General features: G+C 40.4%; 14 protein-coding genes. 3 read left to right on the top strand and 11 right to left on the bottom strand.

The window, feature by feature from the left end:
- Positions 1-180 precede the first annotated feature (180 nt).
- Positions 181-303 carry a hypothetical protein gene (locus IQ244_RS33105; protein WP_265578961.1) on the top strand — a complete coding sequence of 41 codons (123 nt, stop codon included), beginning with the start codon at positions 181-183 and terminating at the stop codon, positions 301-303.
- Positions 304-855: 552 nt separating this feature from the next.
- Here IQ244_RS33105 and IQ244_RS29230 read toward each other — a convergent pair.
- Together IQ244_RS29230 and IQ244_RS29225 are read right to left on the bottom strand one after the other, a co-directional pair.
- Positions 856-1,203, bottom strand: a complete 348-nt coding sequence (locus tag IQ244_RS29230; protein WP_193900190.1) for an S-layer protein — start codon at positions 1,201-1,203, stop codon at positions 856-858.
- A gap of 46 nt (positions 1,204-1,249) precedes the next feature.
- Entirely contained in the window at positions 1,250-6,019 is a 4,770-nt protein-coding gene (locus tag IQ244_RS29225) for a hypothetical protein (protein ID WP_193900189.1), read from the bottom strand.
- 135 nt (positions 6,020-6,154) lie between these two features.
- On the opposite strand from IQ244_RS29225, the gene IQ244_RS29220 reads away from it, so the two are divergent.
- Entirely contained in the window at positions 6,155-6,592 is a 438-nt protein-coding gene (locus IQ244_RS29220; protein WP_322746122.1) for a hypothetical protein, read from the top strand.
- A 201-nt stretch (positions 6,593-6,793) separates the two neighbouring features.
- On the opposite strand, the gene IQ244_RS29215 is transcribed toward IQ244_RS29220, so the two are convergent.
- The 5 genes from IQ244_RS29215 to IQ244_RS29195 all read right to left on the bottom strand — a co-directional run bounded on the left by IQ244_RS29215 (position 6,794) and on the right by IQ244_RS29195 (position 10,376).
- On the bottom strand, positions 6,794-7,201 hold the full coding sequence (locus IQ244_RS29215; protein ID WP_193900187.1) for a hypothetical protein: 408 nt from the start codon (positions 7,199-7,201) through the stop codon (positions 6,794-6,796).
- Entirely contained in the window at positions 7,202-7,561 is a 360-nt protein-coding gene (locus IQ244_RS29210; RefSeq protein ID WP_228059225.1) for a hypothetical protein, read from the bottom strand. It lies immediately after the preceding gene.
- A gap of 68 nt (positions 7,562-7,629) precedes the next feature.
- Positions 7,630-8,412, bottom strand: a complete 783-nt coding sequence (locus IQ244_RS29205; RefSeq protein ID WP_193900186.1) for a hypothetical protein — start codon at positions 8,410-8,412, stop codon at positions 7,630-7,632.
- Positions 8,413-8,664: 252 nt separating this feature from the next.
- A complete protein-coding gene (locus tag IQ244_RS29200) occupies positions 8,665-9,144 on the bottom strand; it encodes a hypothetical protein (protein WP_193900185.1) in 480 nt (159 codons plus the stop codon).
- A 92-nt stretch (positions 9,145-9,236) separates the two neighbouring features.
- The gene (locus IQ244_RS29195; RefSeq protein ID WP_193900184.1) at positions 9,237-10,376 is read right to left on the bottom strand and encodes a ParM/StbA family protein; all 1,140 of its coding nucleotides are present in this window, start codon (positions 10,374-10,376) and stop codon (positions 9,237-9,239) included.
- A gap of 560 nt (positions 10,377-10,936) precedes the next feature.
- On the opposite strand from IQ244_RS29195, the gene mobF reads away from it, so the two are divergent.
- On the top strand, positions 10,937-16,003 hold the full coding sequence (gene mobF / locus IQ244_RS29190; protein ID WP_193900183.1) for a MobF family relaxase: 5,067 nt from the start codon (positions 10,937-10,939) through the stop codon (positions 16,001-16,003).
- Positions 16,004-16,193: 190 nt separating this feature from the next.
- On the opposite strand, the gene IQ244_RS29185 is transcribed toward mobF, so the two are convergent.
- The 4 genes from IQ244_RS29185 to IQ244_RS29170 are packed head-to-tail and all read right to left on the bottom strand — an operon-like array spanning position 16,194 to position 20,726.
- Positions 16,194-17,354: a hypothetical protein gene (locus IQ244_RS29185; protein ID WP_193900182.1), complete on the bottom strand. Its 1,161-nt coding sequence runs from the start codon at positions 17,352-17,354 to the stop codon at positions 16,194-16,196.
- 16 nt (positions 17,355-17,370) lie between these two features.
- Positions 17,371-17,772 carry a hypothetical protein gene (locus tag IQ244_RS29180; RefSeq protein WP_193900181.1) on the bottom strand — a complete coding sequence of 134 codons (402 nt, stop codon included), beginning with the start codon at positions 17,770-17,772 and terminating at the stop codon, positions 17,371-17,373.
- 21 nt (positions 17,773-17,793) lie between these two features.
- The gene (locus tag IQ244_RS29175) at positions 17,794-19,551 is read right to left on the bottom strand and encodes a type IV secretory system conjugative DNA transfer family protein (RefSeq protein ID WP_193900180.1); all 1,758 of its coding nucleotides are present in this window, start codon (positions 19,549-19,551) and stop codon (positions 17,794-17,796) included.
- Positions 19,548-20,726: a hypothetical protein gene (locus IQ244_RS29170; RefSeq protein WP_193900179.1), complete on the bottom strand. Its 1,179-nt coding sequence runs from the start codon at positions 20,724-20,726 to the stop codon at positions 19,548-19,550. Before IQ244_RS29170 ends, IQ244_RS29175 begins: the two co-directional genes overlap by 4 nt.
- Positions 20,727-20,733: the final 7 nt, after the last annotated feature.

Raw genomic sequence — 20,733 nt, 5'->3', positions numbered from 1 at the left:
TGACAATTCTTGTAAGCAGGCTTTGATTCGTTCTTGTTTATCTTGGTTCATGGCGAGTCATACACACTGTTTTATCTGTTGTTATCTTCTCCCAGAACTTGTATATCTTCCAAAAGTGGATGCTCCCAGATTATTGAGATTTTAACCCCAATCAAAGGTATTGGACTTTGGACGATTCAAATGTTATTGATGTTTCGTCTACATCGATTGGATGTTTTACCTGTAGATGATTTAGGTATTCGTGCTGCCATTCGCAGGCTGTATGGTTTAGAAGAACTACCCAAGAAAAAAATGTCATTTTGACCGTGTAGAACTACATCAGTTCACACCAGATAATTTGCCAGATTTGGTGGCTCATCTCTATCAAGGAGTTGCAACTAAATAATGCCTGCAATGTTGATAAAGAGTTACAATCTCCACCAGGATATACGAGCATATTTCCGAATATCACCAACAAAATACTCTAAGCTAAAAACTGATGGGCAAGCAGAAAGTCTTGCTAGTAATAGTATTGCACTACAATAATGAAACAGATGCAAACCATGTAAGCTTTGCTACATCTTACGTTTTTAATTGCGAGCTTCGCAGCAGTAGCGTCCGCTGCAAATTGGGATGAATCGGTGTTCTAGCCGATTGCATAATCAGTAAAAGCACCCAAGTTTCTCTAGTGAAAAGTGAGTGCTAATAAAAATACTACACAAGGATTATTTATCTGCCTTGATAGACCGAAGTACTATGACAGTAACAACTATTCCGTAAATAAACTGCAAGCAAAGTCACAAATATTTTGTTAATAATGCTACTTCATTTCTTGCATTTGGATTTACTGCTGGCATAAGGAGCAAATTTACTCTCTTACTTAATAAATATGCTGTTTCTTTGCTTGTTTGTAGCTGGAAAATAATCCTGTGAATTTGTTGGTTGTTGGCTTTGATTACGTCGAAGTTTCTCAAATAAAATAGGTGGTGTTGCTTGACAAAATGCTCCGCAGTAGTGCATAGTCATCACAGCTTTAAACGCCCAATGACTCGTTGGTACATCACTAAAAGGATTAGGTAAAGTTTCTGCTTGGTTGTTGATACAAGCATTTTGAACTTGAGTTAATTTCTGTGACTCATTATTAGTAGGATTAAGAGCCTTTGCTGGAGCTACTAAACTACTAATTGTTAATAGTAAAACTGCTGTTAATATTTTACGGTTCATAAATTTATTACAATTACTACGTTGGCTTGATTTTTTTATTAATAAATTATCTTTGCAATCCCGATGCCTGTTTTTTACTTTCCAAAACCTCATCAAGTTTAGAATTAGCATTTTCAAAATCCTGCAAAATTTCTGGTGTTAATCTGTTGATTTGCACTTTCCCAGATTGGACGAAGAGAATCACATCACCGTTTTTGTGCGCGATCGCCAAGTCTTTTGATTGAGGATTAAATACTAAATCGTAGATTTTACCTTGAACACGAGTCGTACTATCATCTCCAGGTTGACCCAAAGCTGACACGATTTTATGAGCAATCTGAGCTATTCGGTTAACTGTATCTTTTTGCATTGCCTCCTTTGCTTGGGGTGAAAACTGCCCTGTCGTCTTAAACTCTTTAGCGATTTGGGCGATTCGTTCTTTGTAGGCTTCTGGTTTTCCCAAATTATCAGATGTACGCCACCATGCACGTAAGTCTTCTATAGTTATCGGTTGAGTTTGGCAGGGTGCAACAGCATTACTGACAGACTGGGGTTGAGGCCCAGAAAGAGTTTGTTGATTAGTGGGATGATTGTTCCCAACAGGCTGAACTTTAGTTGTGCCTGTACTAACGACTGGTTTTGGCGGTTTGAGGTGCTTTGGTCTATCTGGCAGCGATCGCAATTTCTCTTTGTACTGTTCTTGGGACTCTATCACTTCTCCAAATTTTTTGGTCATCAAACCAAATACTGGTTCGGGGATGGACGAGTTACCCATGTTGAAAACAGCCAGGCCCTTCTTGGTTTCCAGTGCTACTTCCTCTGGTGGCACTTGGGTAATCGCTATGTTTTTTTCGTTCAACCACTTGGTCACAGTCTCAACTTTATGATTATCCACAGCCAACTGAGTTAATCCTAATAACTTATCTTCTGGTGTTGCAAAAAGGATAGTTGGACGTTCCTTTATCTTGTAGAGAATTGGTGCAGTTTTTTCGATTACTACCTCTTGCTCTGTATTGACTGTCTGTTGACCAAACGCCTGACCTTCTTTCACCCAAATTCCAGGATACTCAATAGTAGTTGGGTCAATCTTCACCATCATTGTTGTTGAGACATTACTTTGCAACGTAGCTGGCACTGGAGTTAGCCTTCCAAAATTGAGAACTCCCAATTGTTTGAGTGCTTCTTTATCTTTTTTGAAATGCAACACTCCCAACGGTTCCCCATCCAAAAACACAGCATCTCTTATTTGAGATTGTGGTACATCTAGAGTCAGCCTTCTGTATTCAGTGTCATTAAATTTCTGACTTTGATAATCGTAAGAATTAGTTTTATCAATCTTTAGTAGATTACCATTTGGAGATTCGGCAATCACAAAAGCATTATACTTGTCTGATATAGTTGTCAGTTTTAGGTTAAGTGGATTGCCATCTTTGATGTAATTTACTGATTGAAGTTGCTTAATCGAATCTGCGTCTAATTCCCCCAACACTTGACCATTTAACTTAACTTTTACTGTTTCATTTGGTACTGCTACTTTCCCAATTTCTAACATCACTTTTTGAGAGTGAAAAACCTTGTCAGCGTAAGTAAATTTCTTGATTTCTCTAATCGTAAAATCTATTGGCTCTGTCCCTGTCAGAGAAATTATGGCATTCGCTGTGTAAGTTTCCCCTGGTAATAGATTAGCGATGGCCTTTGTACCGATGGGTAATTGTCCTGTTCTTGGTTCCAGTGGCGCGAACTCCTTATATCCCCCATCACCATCCTGGACAAACACTAATCTTAAGCCGTGGCGTTCATGTTCAGGTGGGTGGTGCGATGCCCTAATTTCAATTGAGTATTTCTCATCCTGATTCCAGGTTTTGCCCTTGAAACTGTTCGCCTCATTACTCAATGTCCCAACTCTTAGCTCGGTAAATTGCATTTCCCCTAACCGGGAGACAATCTCATCACCAAACGCCGCGAACACAAAGTTGGGATTTTTTTTGTAAATAGGGTCTTTATTTTGAGACTGTCTATCCTCCAGTTCATCCTGCCTCGCTGCGCCCACACTCCACGCCGCTGCTGCCGCTCCTAGTCGCTCCGGCTCTGGTATGCTTGAGTGAAATTCTTCAGCAAATTTATAAGCTTGCGAAAACATTAGTTTGGTTTGCCCTTTGCTCAGGGATGGTCGAAATTCAACCACAGAACAATTACTAGTTGACATTCCTGGCTTGAGTCCATATTCTTGTACCGACTGAGGGCTAAGTGTACCTAACTTCCGATATTGCGGCTGGCCTGAGTTCTCAATTTCATTATTTATTTGGGCGAGTGCTACTAGTTTTGCGGAACGCTTATCCGCTTCTAACTTTAAGTTAATGGTTTGAGCTTTCCAGATGAGGGGATGATCGTAATAAGTTAGGTTCGTAATCTCCAGTTTTGACCCCTGCTGCGTTTGAATAATTGCACTAGGGCCACGTTCACTCTCCCGCCGTCGCTCCATTGCTACGGCAGCGTTGTACAAGCGGTCGAACTCATACTTGGCAGCGATCGCACTAAATCTCTGCTGTGGGGTGAACTCGACCCCTTTAAATAAATCACCAAATTGAACAATGGGACGGGATTCAAGTTTTGATTCTTGGAAATATTTATTTGTTTGGTTAATTAATAATTCTACTGGGGAATAGCCCTCAGTTTTTATTCCAGAGTTTAAATAAGCTGTCGGGGATTTTTTATCTTTAATATAATCAACTTGGCGATATAAATAGCGATTATTTTCTCTAATTAAGCCCATTACTGGCTTTTTAGAACTTTTAAATAAATCCACCGCAATTTGGTTTTGGTAACAAGCCTCTTCAATCATTCTCCTATATAAGAAGCGATTAGTATTCATAGCTTGTTCACTGATTTCCGGCGTTCTCTGAGGATTTTGATACAGAGCTACAAACTCTTGTATATATGGTTTATATTCTTCCCTAATTGGCTTGGGATGTTCATAATTTTCGGCTGCTAATAGTTTTTGATAATGTGCTAATACTCGGTCTAAATATTGTGATTTTTGTTCAGGATTTCCGTAGGTTTCTAAAATTTTGATTTCCGATTCTAATGCCTCTAATGCGGTCACTTGATTATTAATCACGCCCACACTGATACTATCGCTCATGTGTATAGCGATTTCCTCAAATGGTGGTTGCTCTCCGTTAATATAAAATGATTGTTTCTTTTCCTTGATAGTAGGAAGATAAGCGTTGGCTGGCAGTGTTCTATACTCAGCTTCGGCTGTAAAGTTGGGATATTTACTTGCAAGTGCTACCCCTATACAATCACCATCAAAATCGCGTCCTTGGCGTTGAGATTCTGTTTCTAGGGGTGCTATTTCGTCCTGTTGAAGTCTCGCTTTGATACGTTCCAGGTCTTCATCATTAACTATTATAATTCCTTCTAAACGTGTCCCGTCTGGAGCCACACTATCATCAATAATTTTATTGGTAGATACGCACAAACCGTTAGAATTAAGAAACGGAGAGCGGAAATTTAGAACCTTTTCTCCTTCATCCAACCAAGGTACACAAATTTCCCCATTCTTCAAATTCTTGGATGGAATGATCATCCCTCTGTCAAAAGTTAGCGTCCGCCCCAAAGCGATATCTCGCCACTCGCCTTGGACAAATTTACTAAGTTCTTTCCTCACCTTCTCTGTTTCTAAAAGCTGATTATGCCCTCCAATTAAGTCAGCCTTAATCAGTTTATACATTAATAAATCATCTTTTTCTGATTTCTCATCTAAGTCATCACTTGTTTCAAATTGTTCTTCAGATTGATTAAGAGTGAGTAATTCTAATTCTTTAGCAAGTGAACCATCAGCAACTTGCTCGGAAATCTCTACTTTTAAAGATGATTTCTGTTCTTCAGTAAAAGCTTTGCGCTGTTCATACTTCTGACAGTAAAGTTGTGCAACTTTTCTAGGGTCACTTTGGGCTTCGGCTAATTTTTGGGCTTCGGCTTCTAGTTCCTCCGCAAAGTCTTTAATGCCTTGGGGAAATGATGCTAACAGTTGCGATATGGCCGTTTTTCCCTTTTGCGATTGGGATTTCTCTCCTAACCAGATTTTCTGCCTGTAAAGTCCTGGCTGGATTTGTGGCTTAATGGGGCCATCAGGGCGATCCTTATCTGTACCCTTGAAACTGGATAGCGGAATAATTAAATCTATTTTTGGTTCGTTATTGGTGTCAGCATATTTTATTTGAGCGAAATTAAATGGTCTTAAAGTTCCTTTCCCAAATCGATATTTTTTATCTTCTCCATCTCCTTCTTTCCAACTAAAACGGTGCTGAATCACGCGATAGCTTTTATCAGTTTGCTCTTCCCTTTTAGTTAGTTTGTCATATAACTGTGGAGAAATCTGACCATAACAGTCACCTACCAGTTTAAAAGCAAATTGCTTGTCAAGAATTCCTCCATTTTCGCCTTGAGCTTCCGTAGAATCATCTACAATCAAAATATTTAATTCTTCATGAATTGAATTTTTACATTCTCCCAGAAAAATTGAACCATAAGCTCCTCTATCTTTTCTATCAGGGCATAATTTCTTAATTACTTCTAAACATTCTGGCGCACCGTACAATAAGCGGGTTTTTGAAGATAATAAAAGCGTGTGACCATCTGGATGATTTCTTAAATCCTCTGCCTTAGAATATTCATCTATATGACCAAAAGAAAATTGTTGACCTGGAAAGTAGAATTCTAGTAGAGTATTATCTAAATTTTCCGTTAAAATTGAGTCAGGATTCTTATTATCTCCATCAGTATGAATCCACTGATTTAATCGCGTATCAAAGTGTTGGAATTGCAAAGGCATAATTTTGTTTGATCATTAAAATTTCAGGAGTTTTATATGTCAAGAATTAAGCGTTGGATAAATATGCACAAGAAAGAATTCAATGCAAACGGAACGTTAAAAGATGAAGCTAGACAACAAATGTTGTCTGAGGGAATGAACGAGGGAGCAATCGACAGTTATGCTCGTAGATGTAAGGCTCAATATGATGAATGGAAACTTTTAGACGAAACATATCCCGAACCTTGGCCTATTTACACTGCCTATGATTTCTTCACTCCTACAGAAAAACAACAGTTCAACCCTGATGGTTCTCTTAGAGCCGAATACGTTGAATCCGAACTTAGAAAGGGGACTAGTCAAAACTGGCTAGAAGAAATGGAAAGGCGCAAGAAGATTGATGTTGATAACTATAATCGGGTATCAGAGCGAGAAGCAGCAATCGGCATCAATTTTGGTCAGCAAGAAATGAATAGACTCCGTGCTTCCAACCGAACATACATACAACGCCGCCAGCAAATGGAAGTAGACTTACGCAACGGTGAAGAACCCAGCAGTCTGCCTTTTGATCTAGACACGCCACCGTACATCTAAATATCTTGAGATAACAGCGAGGTTGATGTTCTTTTGATGGGCTTACCCAGAGCAAAATCAACCAGTCGTTGACCACTAATCAAAATTACCTGGGGACAATCAATAATCATTTCCTTCGACTTGTCCCCAGTTTTTCCAGTGAGATTGAAAAATCAAGCCCCTTAATTTATTAATGGGGATAATCTACAATTGTTTGAGATTCTACCTTGGAATCTTTCTTGTTGAATGTTGCTCACTAAGCTGAGATAAAGAACTAGGCGATGCATTGAGCAACTTAACCAAGCTACCAAAGCAAGCAATCACAATCAAAAAAGCCAAACCAGCCTGACTAACTTTGTGCCAGGAAACAAGAGTTAATTTGAATTTAAGTCGTTTAAGGATAATTGCCTCTAATTTCTGTTCAGTTATGCGATTCTTCAGAAAGTTCAAAGCTACCAGACAATTAGAAATATCTTCACCTCTTTGAACCTTCTGACAAAGTAAGATTTCTAAACGATTAATCCGTTCTTCTGGAGTATGCAAATAAGCATCAGACCAATCTGACCAAAACTTGGTTTCTTCTAACTCAGAAGTCCAATCTTCACCAAGTTCAATCTTTTGTAGTTCCATTTATTTTTGACGACGACGCGGTTGTTTTAGAGAGCGTTTATAATTTTCGAGTATCTGCTTCTCTTGAGATGGTAAGATCACAGATTTTTTATCCAAACGCAGTTGATAGCACAAGCTTTTTTCAGTAGTACAGGAGATGGCAGATGGCTCATTGAATCCCCACATTAAACCACATAGCAGAGTTGAAGCAGCAAAAGTAAAAAACATCGCAGTTCCAGAACGACCAGAACCAACCCACCGACCAAAATAAAATAGATTTGACTTAAACTGTTCAAAGCGTTGTTGTCGGAGTTTTTGTTTTTTCTCTTGCGCTTGGTTCCAGGCTTGTAGATTTTTTAACTTTTCAGAAGCTAATTTCACAGCCTTGGTATTAGATGTCTTATCTACCTGAATATCAATCGTGCGTTCTCGCTGCTCAATTTCTTGTTCTAACTGGTAGTCGTATCGCTGTCGGATGCGCTCGGCAATTGCATCGATTTGATAGAAGTAGGAGGTAAAACATTCATCCGATGTTTCTCTAATAAGGCTTGCATTGGAGAAGGCTTTCCCTCAATTCGTGACATAATCCTCCTTTCCATTTGCACGAAGAAATCTTCACTCTCATCTGGTTGTTCGGCTAATCTAGCTAAAGCTTTTTTTGCATACACTTGTTTAACAAGTCCAGGAGGAATTTTTTCTACAAATTTATCTGTAACTTTGTCAACTAAACCAGCTAACGCCCCTTCTGATTCTTTCGTAATCTCTTCAATGTCACTTGAGACATCAGGCATTTCTTCACCAGCCAAATTACAAGTAGCAAGAAAACGCTCGGTTTCTTCTGGAGTATATTCGTCTTTTTCTCCTAATCCACAGAAAGCCAAAATCTTTAAAGCTTGTGTCAGGGTGAGTCTAAAATCTTGTTCACGAGCCTGAATTAACAGTTCTGTTATATCTAATGTTTTAGTCGCTTTTTTTCGAGACTTTTTCCCGTTCTTGATTTCAGATGAAGAATCGTCGGTATCTAACCTTTGTTGAAAAAGTGTTGTAGCTTGTTCATAATCACAAGCTTGGCCATCTTTGAATAATTGACGAACAATATCAAATCTAGTCTCAATATCGGCATCTGAATATTCTTGTGTGTCATGAGTCAGTCCACAAGCTGTCAATGTTGCTAAGACATCCTCTAGTGATAGAGAATACATATTTTGTAAGGCTTCTTTGGTGTAAGGCATAATACCATTCCAACTTGCATGAATATATTTCCAGCATTTAAGCTTGATTTTTCGGCACTTCTGGAGCAATTGCTATTGAGCAAAAAATGAAATATCAAAACCCAAAATGCTCTATTTACGTAAGAATTCAGTACCCAGGAGTCAGAAGTCAGAATAAATAAGTATTTATAAAATTAAGAAATTGATTTTCAAATATTTCTCCTGATTTTTAAACACTCCTGACTCCTGAATACTTACCTATTTACAAAAGTTTTAAAACATTGTTTCAACAAGATTGTCATGTTGATAAGGCAAAAAATCTACACCTTCTCTGGGTTGTTCTGGTTTAATCAAACTCTCATTAGCCATTGTCACGTTATATATAGGCACTTGAGATTCCACCTGTTGCACCATTGGTTGAACAGGAATATTTTGCCCAAAGTTGTTAACAGGAATATTTTCTTGTAAAAACACTTCAAACAAATACGCTATGTGCAAGTTCAGCTTGTAAATAGCATTTCTGGCAGATTGCTTTACTTCTTGTTCCGAATAATTCCCGTCTGCTTTTATAGCAAAAGGCAACCAGTATCCAGACAAAGCAGATAACACCTTTTCTCTCTCACTAATGTCGTTACTTTGTTTAATGTATTTGATCAGGGCAACGCTGAACGGCTCTTTGTTCATCGAAATCCGACATCGGTAATCCATTCTTTCAATCTTTTCACCCATTTGTTGCACCATTTCACTTTTCATTCTGATACAGATTCTTTCCCCAGAAGCATTGAGCAAATCTAGATTTCTTAATTTTGAATTTTGTTAGCGCAGCGTTAGCGAGTCCGCGAGCGTCATTTTGAATTTTGAATTGGTATTGCACCTGCACCCACAACCTCTTTGCTTTGTCTTATTCCCTTGGCACATAAAAAGAAAAACAATCCATAAACATCTGTCAATCTGTGATTGAGAGACTTGGACACGGCTTGGGGGAAGCTATTCATCAGTTGTTTCTCTAAAATTTCACACCAGTTGACATGAGAGAATGAAAACAAGTTGTTTAACTGAGATTGGAAGTAATGCGCCGTCCCTCCACTAATAATCACTTCATCAACATCACGAGGTACTTGCAACTTCAACCAGTTGGATAGCATCATCCAATATTCCTCTTTACAAGTCACAACAGCATTGCGAATTCTGGAAGTTTCATACTCTCTATACACTGGATCTACATTTAAAGCTAATTCGCCCAACGCTTTATGAGATGCGTTTTTTCCAGACTTACAGATAGCCGATGTCAACTCCTCTAGGTTCAATCCCGATGTTTGACGCTTCACTGATTCCACCATTTTCGAGAAGCCTAAAGGGTCAGTTTTACCCTTGCTCATCTCTCCACGGTCAATCAACAAAATGCTTGCATCTCTATAACCCAACATCACTACTGCAAAAGATTTTTCTTTTAAGTTAGAGCCAGGAGCTATCCCTCTAGAGAAAATCCCCCCACCTTCAGGAAGACATAAAAATAATTCCAATGAAAATATTTTTTCTCGTCCTTTGAATTTGTAGTTAGAAAGGGCTGTTGTTACTAACTCCTGGAATAACACCCGGTCTTGATATTCTCCCCAAGGCAGCAAAATCCCTAAATGAATTGCTGTCCCATTCTCTAATTCGTGTTTGTCAGCGATCGCTCCCACCATTGCCAACACCTTGGGTAACGCTAACTCAAACTTGCGCTTCTGCAATTGTAAATCAGAATTAAAACGCTTCCTGGCTAAGAACCCTACTGCTTGACACTTATTTTGATATTCAATCCAAGCACTATTCTCAGGGTTTGACTCCCCTATCTTCGTTTGCTCATAATTCTCTAAACTTTCTAACGGGACTGTCGTTACATCTGGCTCCATCAAAATTAATTCTGGCTTGAAGGGATCTAACGTGTAAAACCCCTTCAATAATGAACCACCTGGATCTACAACTAACCTTAGCAGACTCATCAGAACCACCTCACTTTTATAATTCAGTAGGGCAGATTTTAGTACTAAAACACATCAGTACAGCTTTTTGCTAATGCGTTATTTCTCTGTTAATTGTACAGTAAAAAAACAAAAATACAAGGGAAATATCTGATTTGTTTATGTAATTAATCAGTCAATTCTCAGTACTTCTTATAATTTCTTAAAAATGGCTTTTATGCTAATTCTGTGATGAACACAAGATGCCTACACGACTTACTCACGATATTATTATGGCAATTATATGTAATCTTAATTTTTGATTTTAACGCACAGTACGCCATATTTGGCGGAAAGTTTTTTGAGTATTTTGCTATATTAAATTAAGTCGGAATCTTTGAAAGAAATATTTCTGTGAAGTCAAAGTCCCACGAAAAACATTTCGCTTTCTGTCAAGCATCACTAAGTTTGATAGTGGGGACTTGCTTTGACTTTCAACATTATTTAAACCGCGATTATCTTCCTGGCAGAGAAAATAACCAGATTTTATTAGGGGGCAATCAAAGGAGTATTAAGTTATGTAAAGTCGTGAGGGGGTCGCCATGCTAACAGCGGCTAACGTCTCCTCAGAGATGGCGGTGAAGTACTTCGTCAAGAATTACTATCATCAAGGGAAGTCCCTTTGGAGTGGACAGGGGGCTGAGAAGTTAGGATTATCTGGTGCAGTTGATGACGAAGATGCTTTCAAAAATGTGATTGAGGGAATGTCACCAGATGGAAGCCAGTCCTTAAATGGCAGGATGCTCAAAGAAAAGGGGAAAGAACGCCGCGCCGCCTTAGACTGTACATTTTCTGCCCCCAAGAGTGTGAGCTTGATGGCCTTGGTGGGTGGAGATCCGCGTTTAATCGACGCTCACCATCAGGCATTGAAAGAAACCATAGAACTAATAGAGCAGCGTTACGCCTACACCAGAGTGACGGATGATAATGGCAGACATAGGATAAAGACTGGTAACTTGGTGGTGGCACAGTTTGACCACATCGAAAGTCGTGACCTAGATCCACATCTGCACACCCATTGTTTGCTGATGAATATGACTCAAACACCTGATGGTAGATGGTTGAGTCTAGGCAATAATGAAATATTCGCCAATAAGAAATTCTTGGGCATGGCATACCAAAGCTATCTGGCGCGTGAAGTGCAGAAGCTGGGATATGAGATAGAACCCCGGAAACATGGGCAATTTGATATAAAAGGCTTTAAAGAAGAAGATTTAGAGGCATTTTCCAAACGACGACAACAAATACTTGCCAAAGCTGGGGTTAATTCCACCTGGGCAGAACGTGAGAAAATCTGGGATCAAACCAGACAACGCAAAGAAAAGTTACCAGAATCAGTGTTAAAAGCATACTGGTCAGAAGAAGCACAGGCGTTAGGGATTACCTTTGTCAAGCCTGGGGAACCAAAACAGGGTGCAGAGGTTGATGATCAGAGTTTGGCCGCGGCGTTAGGAAATGCGATCGCACACTGTAGTGAGAGAAATGTTGCCTTCAAACTAGAAGAGTTAGAAAAATTCATCCTTGAAGAGAGGTTAGCAACTGATGTCACAGCGATTGAACCACTGGTTAGAGAACATCAGGAACTAATCAGTCTACCAGGATTGACTCACCAATTTACGACGATGGCGGCAGTGCGGCGGGAGTTGGCAACTATTGACTTGATGCAGCAGGGACAAGGTAAAGTTAACCCAATTTCGCACCCTGAAGTAGTCGAAAGCCTTTTAAATAACACATTGCTGAACCAAGGGCAACGCGAAGCAGTAGAATTAGCTACCTTGACACAAGACCAGTTTATTGCGTGGCAGGGAGTAGCTGGTGCTGGTAAGACTTTCGCCCTCAAGGAATTGAAGGCGTTAGCGGAGCTTAACGCAGTTATCGCTGCCAATTCTGGATACACAATCAAAGGCTTCGCCCCCAGTTCCACCGCCGCTAAAGTTTTGAGTGAAGAGTTAGAGATTCAGTCTGAAACTGTTGCTAGACTTTTGGTTTCGGAATCGCCACCAGAAATTGAACCAAATCAAATATGGATTGTGGATGAGGCGGGTCTACTCAGTGCCAAAGATGCTCATGCACTGTTGCAACGAGCAAACCTAGAACAAGCCAGAATACTGTTTGTGGGTGACACTCGCCAGTTGTCAGCAGTAGAAGCTGGGAATCCGTTCAAATCTTTGCAACAGGCCGGTATTAAAACCGCACACCTTAATGAGTCGTTGCGCCAGAAAAACCCCCAACTCAAATTAGCAGTGGATTTAATTGCTGAAGGTAGGACTAAAGCAGGTTTCGAGCATTTATCAGCCAATGGTTCTATAAAAACTGTAGATGTCGAGTCCAAAATTGAAGCGATCGCTAGTGACTATATATTAGGCACACCTCTTCAACGACTCAAAACCCTTGTTTTAGCTGGCACAAACACCGAAAGACTTGCCCTAACCCAAGCCATTCGAGGCAAGCTAAAAGATGAGGGGAGTTTAGGAGACACTGCTACTATCACTCAATTGCAAGCAAAAAATTTGTCGAAAGTGCAGATGCAGTTTGCCCATAACTTTGAACTTGGTGATGTGATCATGCCGACACGCAATTACAAGCGTCGGGGGTTATCCAAGGGTAAATTATATGAAGTGGTGGGTCAAAATACTGACAAGTTAACACTCATTGGTGATGATAGTCAGGTTTTGGAGGTAGACACGGCTTTTGATTCGGCGGTTTATCAAAGGAACCAGATTGAAATTGCGGTGGGCGATCGCCTGCAATGGAAGAAAAATGACAGGCAGTTGGGACGACGTAACGGGCAGGAGTTTACGGTTACTGGTATAGACTCAAACTTAGTCCACATCAAATATGACGATGAGCGCACTGAATCTATTAGTTTAGCTCAGGCTCAAACCCTGGACTATGCCCTGGTTAGCACCACATACAGCAGCCAAGGTAAGACCGCTGACCGTGTGCTAATCTCCGCAGACTTTACCATTGGACAAGAAAGTTTTTATGTTGCCGCCAGTCGCGCCAAACACGAACTCAAGATTTACACCGAAGATCCAATGAAGTTGGTAGCTTTAGCACAAGAGTCTAGGGCTAAAGAAAATGCCCTAGAGTTATTGCGCCAACAGGCTCAGGAACAAAAACAGGTGGTAGCTGTTGCTGCGGCTCCGGTAAAAACTACTGTTGCACCATCTACTCCAGTTGTAGCGCCAGTTTTGAAGCGAGTAGTTGAGGAAAAAGACCAGGAACCAAAAGAGGTTAAGGTTTTTGAGAAACCAATACTGAAGTCGAAGCCAGAAATATTTATCCCAACTGAACCATTTTGGAATCCAGCTATTGGGGAACCAGCACCAAATCACATCGAAAAAGAACACTGGAAAGAACTGGTAGAGAAAAGCGCCATTCACCCACAGATTGCCGCCTTAAATTTTGAGAGCCTTCACTTTAACTATGTCGGCGGTGAACATGAAGCTTGGGAACGACTCATGATCAGCGAAAAACTTGAGCGTACAAATACCGGACGGCTAAAAGAAGGATTCATACAAGCATATTCTCATTTGGATGCGGGTGGCTGGTGGTGTGATGCCGGAGTAGACCCACGTAAATTTGCTGATTTACACTCAGAAAGTCAACCTGACAAAAAATTGTGGGGATGCTATAAACCAAACCAACCTCGACCGAAGAAAAATCATGATAATCAGATTATTGATGGGAAATTCATCAAATACGAACATCCACCCAAGGTTGAGTTAAGCATCTTTTTACTAGATGTCCCGCCAGATATTGCCGAACACATCTACCAAAAATCAGGAATTAGCCCTAGCGATAGCGATGGCGGAACGCCCAGCGTAGCTGATCGCAATTCAGGATTTTGGTATTGCGTGTGGAAATATAATTTACCAGTCACAATTACTGAGGGAGCCAAAAAAGCGGCTAGTCTTTTGAGCCAAGGTCATGCCGCCATTGGATTACCAGGGATCTCTGCGGGATACCGTTCTCCAAAAGACGAGTATGGTCAAAAAATTGGTAAATCCTATTTGAATAAAGAATTGGCAGTTTTCGCCACTCCAAACCGCGAAATCAAATTCTGCTTTGACTATGAAACTAAACCAGAAACCATTGTCAACATCAAGCGAGATATTTCTACAACCGGCTGGCTACTGCATCAGCAAGGATGTTCTGTCAAAGTGGTAACTCTGCCGGGGCCAGACAAAGGCGTAGATGATTTTCTAGTTGCACAGGGGGCATTAGCTTATGAAACAGTAAACTATGAAGCTCGTTCTTTACGAGATTGGCAATATCACAATCGACAACAACAAAAAACAGCTTACCAACCACCGCGTAAGCTGACACCAGAAGAAGTCCAACACAAATTAGCAACTTCACCTAATTCACCTATTAAGGAACCTGATCATGACAACCATCAACAACCCCAACAATCAACCACAAGGAGAAACAGCAATGTTAATCGAGAAGATCAACCAATTGTTGAGCAGCCAGGAGCAACTTTCCACCAAAATCGAGCAACTGGAAATTCACCATCAACAGTTGATTCAGAAAATCGAGCAGTTGTCAACGAGCCAAACCCTAAACCTGAACGAGTTGAAGACAAGTCACACGAACTTCTTACAGCAATTAGCAGATACATTGAACAACAAGCCGTCGAGCAATTTGAAGCCGACTTTAGAGAATTTAACCGAAGCCTTACATCAAGTGAGCTTCGAGGTCAGAGAAGGGCGGACATCCCAGGAAACGCTCACCAACTCGATTCAGCAAGTCCTGACAGCCCAACAAGTGATGTCAATCTTAAACCAGATACCAACGAACGAGTCATAAATGCGATTTCTGACTTTTTAGAAATAACAGAGATAGCCGAAGCTATTGATCTAGAAGGATTACAAACTAAGATTCGTCATTCGCTCCTCCCAGGACAACCGCAGACAAAGGCCATCGCTCCAGAAACAACCCAAAAAACAATGGAAGCGATCGCCAATTTTGTAGAGCGAGAAGAAATAAGTTCTATTCTGGTTGAAGCATTACCTCGTCTAATCCAAGAACTATCACAATATCAACAGGATTTGGTTAAAGGTGCAATTACATTAGACCAACTTACATCAGCGATCGCTGAACAGCAAAAACAACAACTCTCACAAAAAGCTGTAGATGCGATAGTCAACTATATTGAGCAGTCTTCCATTGAGTCTGCACTCGTGAATTTACCAACTGTGATCAAGAAGCTTTCTGAATCTCAGTCGAATACCGAATTTACGAATACTATCAAAAAACTCAAACCTGTATTTGATAAGTTGAATACTCTTCAACAAAAAGCTGCTGAAAAGGAAAAACTTATCACAGACTTAAGGTTACTTCTCAAACAGAAAATCCAGAGCTTAGAGAAGTCAGAGCTTATACCTTTATTTAGGGAAATAGCCAGATATGCTTCATGCGAAGAATCCAAAGGCGAGGAAGTCAAAAAGTTATTCTCTTCTGTCGGTCAAGCTGACTTCCCTTTGAACTTTCAACAGAGAATGGATCTGGTTCGACTGTTAATTAGAGAGGACAAAGCCCGGATTATTAAGGAGTTAGACCCCGGTCAAGATAATGGACAACAACGTGGGTTTAGACGTTGATCACATATTGATCTCCGATGCGGCAATCGAACGGATCAGTTTATAGGCGGCACAATCTTATTTCTGATTAGCTTGAAGATACACTATGGAGCTTTTGACTATCTTGATGATTAAAAGGGAACTCTTAACAGGCAACAGGCAACTCATGTTCTTGCAATTGACAGGATGAACTTTAGAACAAATTATTGAACTACATCCGCCTCCCTCTAGAAGCCGTTTGAACTTCCTGTTGGGCATTCTCTGGAAATCTACTAGCTTGATCAACAACAGGCTGTACTTTATCAAGTGCCTCTAACTGGCCTTGTGAAAGGTTAGATGATAACTCTCCATTCTCAAGAACTGTATCCCCGTTTTTAGCACGAACCACTACACGCTCACCTTGCTGTTCAAAATCAAAACTAGAACTTGTGAAGCTTAAAGAACCATCTGGGTTAGGTTTACCAAAAATCTTAATAAGTGCTTTAACACTTTGTTCAAATGCCTTAGATTTAGCATGATCAACAGATTTATTAATGTTGGATTTAACCCCTTGAACCCTTTGATTAACAATGTTTTTAACACCATTCACCCGTGCGTCTATTTTTTGTTTTAAGTCACTGCCTTGTTTATTTACTTCACCTCTAAGCTTTGTGACTGCGGGTGCCAACGCATCTTTAATTTTAACAAGTAGTTTTTTGGCAGTTTGTTTTAGGGACTTCTCAACCGTCCCTACCAAATTCTGAAGTTTAGTATTTTGAATAGGCGCTAGAGAACGTTCATTTACTTCTGAAAGAGCTTTTTGGATATTCTCTATGAATTTTTGTTGTTGCTCTAATGATTTACTCAATTCAGTAACTTGAGCAGCTAATTTGGAAACCAATTCAGGTGTCTGTTGGTTTTCTTGAAGACCGTCAATAAGTTTCTGCTGTGCTTCTACTTTGGATTGTAAATCTTGAATTTGTTTTTGGAGCGTTTCTACACTATCTAGAGTTTTAATTTGACTTTTTTGTGCCGTTTTCTGGGCTGGAGCTTGGTCTAGTGGAGCCAAGCCTAATTTATCAGTTTTAACCTGACCATCTTGAACACGAAAAACTTCTTGCTTTCCAATCTTAATTGAAATTGTCCCCTGAGATTTTTTCGGGTCTGAGATAGCTATGCTAATCTTGTTAACTTGTTCTGGAGTCAGTGTATTTTTGGATGGCTTTTCTCCAATAACACCTTTGTAGACTTTCTCTCTACCAACATTAATAGTTACATCATCACTAGTTTTTATTTCTTTTGATTTTGCTTTCTGTTGAATCAGTTTAAGTAAAGATTCTAAAATCTCTAAATAATCCCGTTTTATTTCACCAGCATCTCCACTTTCAATCATAATTTTATTTCTGTCTTTATATCTGCTTTGATAGAAGCTCAATAACCGAAGATTCCGTGACATTTACCAATGGTAGGATGACTCCACCAAGTTTATCTAGAATCACCTTACCTTCAATTTCTATATAGACCCAATTGCCATCAATTCCTACTTGAATGGCTGCGGCATTTTTTCTTTCACTAGGAACATATCGCTCTAGTTTTCCCTCCCACACTTGAAAAACAGCCTCATCATCAACATCGTTATAAACATCTATAGCCTGGGGAATATAGTTGTTGGGCAAAGGTTCATCATCCCAAGCATCAAGTGCATTGTAAATTTCACAGGGATATTTATGAGCTAATAATGCAACATCAGATGGAAGTTTAGCGGCAATTTGTTGCCAATCCTCATCAGATAATGGATAATTTGATAGCATATTCTTCTCCTGAATTTTTCTCTAAATTAAAGCCGCAATTTCTTCTAGTTGTTGCCTATTTTCTATCAAAGGCAGCAATCTTTGAGCCTCTTCTCGTCGCACTTTCATCTCTTCATTTGCTGGAGTTTGGAGAGTAGATTGCGATGCTAACTTACTTTGAAACTCATACCATACTTTAATACTTTGAGCTTCGGATTTAATATCTCGTTGAGGAATCTTTATTTTCTCTAAAATCGGCAAACTTATCTGACCACGAGAGCGAAATCCTGGGCTAATAATTACTGCTTTTCCCTCTGGTAGAGTATTAAATTGATTAATTTCAAATAGTTTGCGAGTGCTGTTTTGGTCAGAATTAGAGGTACTGGCTCCTCCACTTCCCCCAGAAGAGCGAGAGCGCTGTTTATACTTAATCTCAATATCCCCCAAGAAATTACTAAATCGTTCCGCAGCAATGTCATCCTGTGGATTGAAAAAGGCTTTAGTAGCACAACCACCGAAAATGGCATTAGTTGTGTTTTCCCCGTAAGCTTCTTCAAGCATTGATAGATTTTGCAATCCCAAGATTGACACCAGCCCGTCCTCCCTATTTTGATTGAGCCAGTCTACCAAGGCAGGTAAATACAGTGTAGGTAACTCGTCAATTCCCAATACCAAAGGACAAGTACGTTTACCAGCGACATTTCTACTAACCAATAGATGCAAAATCGAAACGAGCAGAGGCGCAATTACATCACGCTTTTCTTTGTTCATCCCGAAAATTACCATCTGCCGACCCTTCAAATCCAAGGGAATATTAGTTTGCCCACAGAAAGCGGCAAGTGCGGCCGGAACCATGAATCGGCTAAACAACCCACTGGCAGTACCCACAATACTAGCTGCTGTTTCCGGGCTGCCAGCAACCGAAACAAACTGTGCAAAGGCTTCTCTGACCATGAAATTCAGGTCTTCGGCTTGTTCAATTCGATGTACTAATTTAGGCAGTCCCAAGATGGCTTGGCACATCATGATATCTGGGTACTTTGTGCCTTTCGCCAGCATAAATACAGCTTGTACCAGTTGGTCGCCAGCATTCGTAAAAAAATCATTTCCGGAACTGTCAGAACCAAGTTGAAAGTTCCGATTCAATGTAATGGCCAACTGACGTGCCATTTCTGAGTCTTCATTGTTCCGCAGGAAATCGATAGGGTTAGCAACTGCTGATTCTGGAAATCCCGGAGCCAACACCGTCACTTTATACCCACGCTGCTTTGCATATCCCGCCAATGATGGGGCTTGTCCTTTCGATGCAGCTGTGGCTGATTCTTGCTCGGCATACTTGAAATCATAGAGGATTACCGGAAACCCCTGGTCAATTGCCGAACGCAGCAATGGTGTCACCATCGAGAATGATTTCCCACTTCCAGGGCCACCAGCTACTAAAATTCCCCGTTGTGCCTCTGGTAAATATAGTATTCTTTTATCTTCGGGAATCTGTGTAATTCTTCTTCCCTTCACCATTTCAGTTTTGGTATTTTCCGGAGTTCCCACAAATAAAGACACTCGATTGTGCTTTCTTGCCTGAATCTGTTTGCACCCCAGTTTACGAGCAGATGTTTTCTCGCTACTACCGCCCCATCTAGCAGTCGCTAATTTCCCTCCTCCTTTACTATCAATATATTTGGCTATGACAATAACAAAACCACAAAAAACTATTCCTAATCCGGCAGGTGAAATTAACGCTGACTCAAGTCCTGGCGGTACAAATTGATTTAGGTTGACTGAAGCGGTAGTTTTTGTCATCGCCCTGTCCCTAGAATAACTAAATCATTTTCTTTGACTGGTATCCACGGCGCTGGGCCAATAAAATATGGTGTACAAGTCTTTTGTTGAAACGGCGGACGAACGCAGATTCTCAAAAATAACCCAAAATCTGCCGTTCCCGTTGATTCGTTTGCGCCAGTCATTACTACCTTAAATCCATTGCCATAAACAAGTCTGCCTGTTGGCTCCTTACCCCCATTAACTCCAGCTAGAAACCCGTAACCACCTTTTACTTGTTGCGATGAACCAGATGCCCAACGTTTGCCGTATAAGGCTCCACGCTTCCCGCCCAAATCGCCTAATTCTAAGTAGGAGCATTCAATACCTGTTTCACAGGCTTTAAATTTGGTGCTGTCCCCCCTGACAACACTACCGGAAATGTAATAAGCATCCCCTACCCTCGAATCACCTCTTTCTGATTTCCCGAATACAGTTGAAGCAATACCAACGAAACTAGTACCAGATTTAATCTGATTTGGCATTTTATCAAAGGGAACTTGGTTGAGATTTGGGACTTGATTAATATAAGTGCGTTGCCATTCCTTAAATTTCCGAATCTGAGTCTGTTGTAAGCCGGGAATATCACTTGTTGAGTATTTATCTAAATCAATATCTCCTAAAGGACGTTCACCGATTTTAGGATTTACACGCAAACATTGAGAAATAGTCCCGCTACGACACGAACTTGGTAGATAATCATATTTGCCCAGCACTTTCAAAATCGGTTTTACTTGGGCAACTCGCAGATTTCCTAATGATGGAATTGCCTTAACTAATGATGCTGTCGTCTGCCACTTGACAAAGCCCACGTCTTTTAGTGTTGGGTCTTTAGCCTTGGGATTGGCAGAAGTAATCTTGGCTATATCATCTAAAGTAAAATATCCGAATCGAAATTCGTCATCAGCATCACCTAGCATGATTACAGAATCAGATTTTTGTCCAGCATTCCATGAGCGAGAAGGGTCATAGCCAAACTTCACTACATATTCTTTTGAGACTTTGAGGTAGCCGGCTTGTTGAAGTGCTGGCAGCATAGCCCAGGTAATTTTTGACCAGTCAGGTGCTTTAGCTTGACGTTTTCCTTCCTCATAAGCAATTGTTGGTACTCCAGTTGTTTCATCAACAGCGTTCCCCCCTGGGGTTGTTGCAGACATCGCTGTT

This window comes from Nostoc sp. LEGE 06077, assembly GCF_015207705.1.
Taxonomy (GTDB): domain Bacteria; phylum Cyanobacteriota; class Cyanobacteriia; order Cyanobacteriales; family Nostocaceae; genus Nostoc_B.
This window is presented reverse-complemented; position numbering and strand designations above follow the sequence as displayed.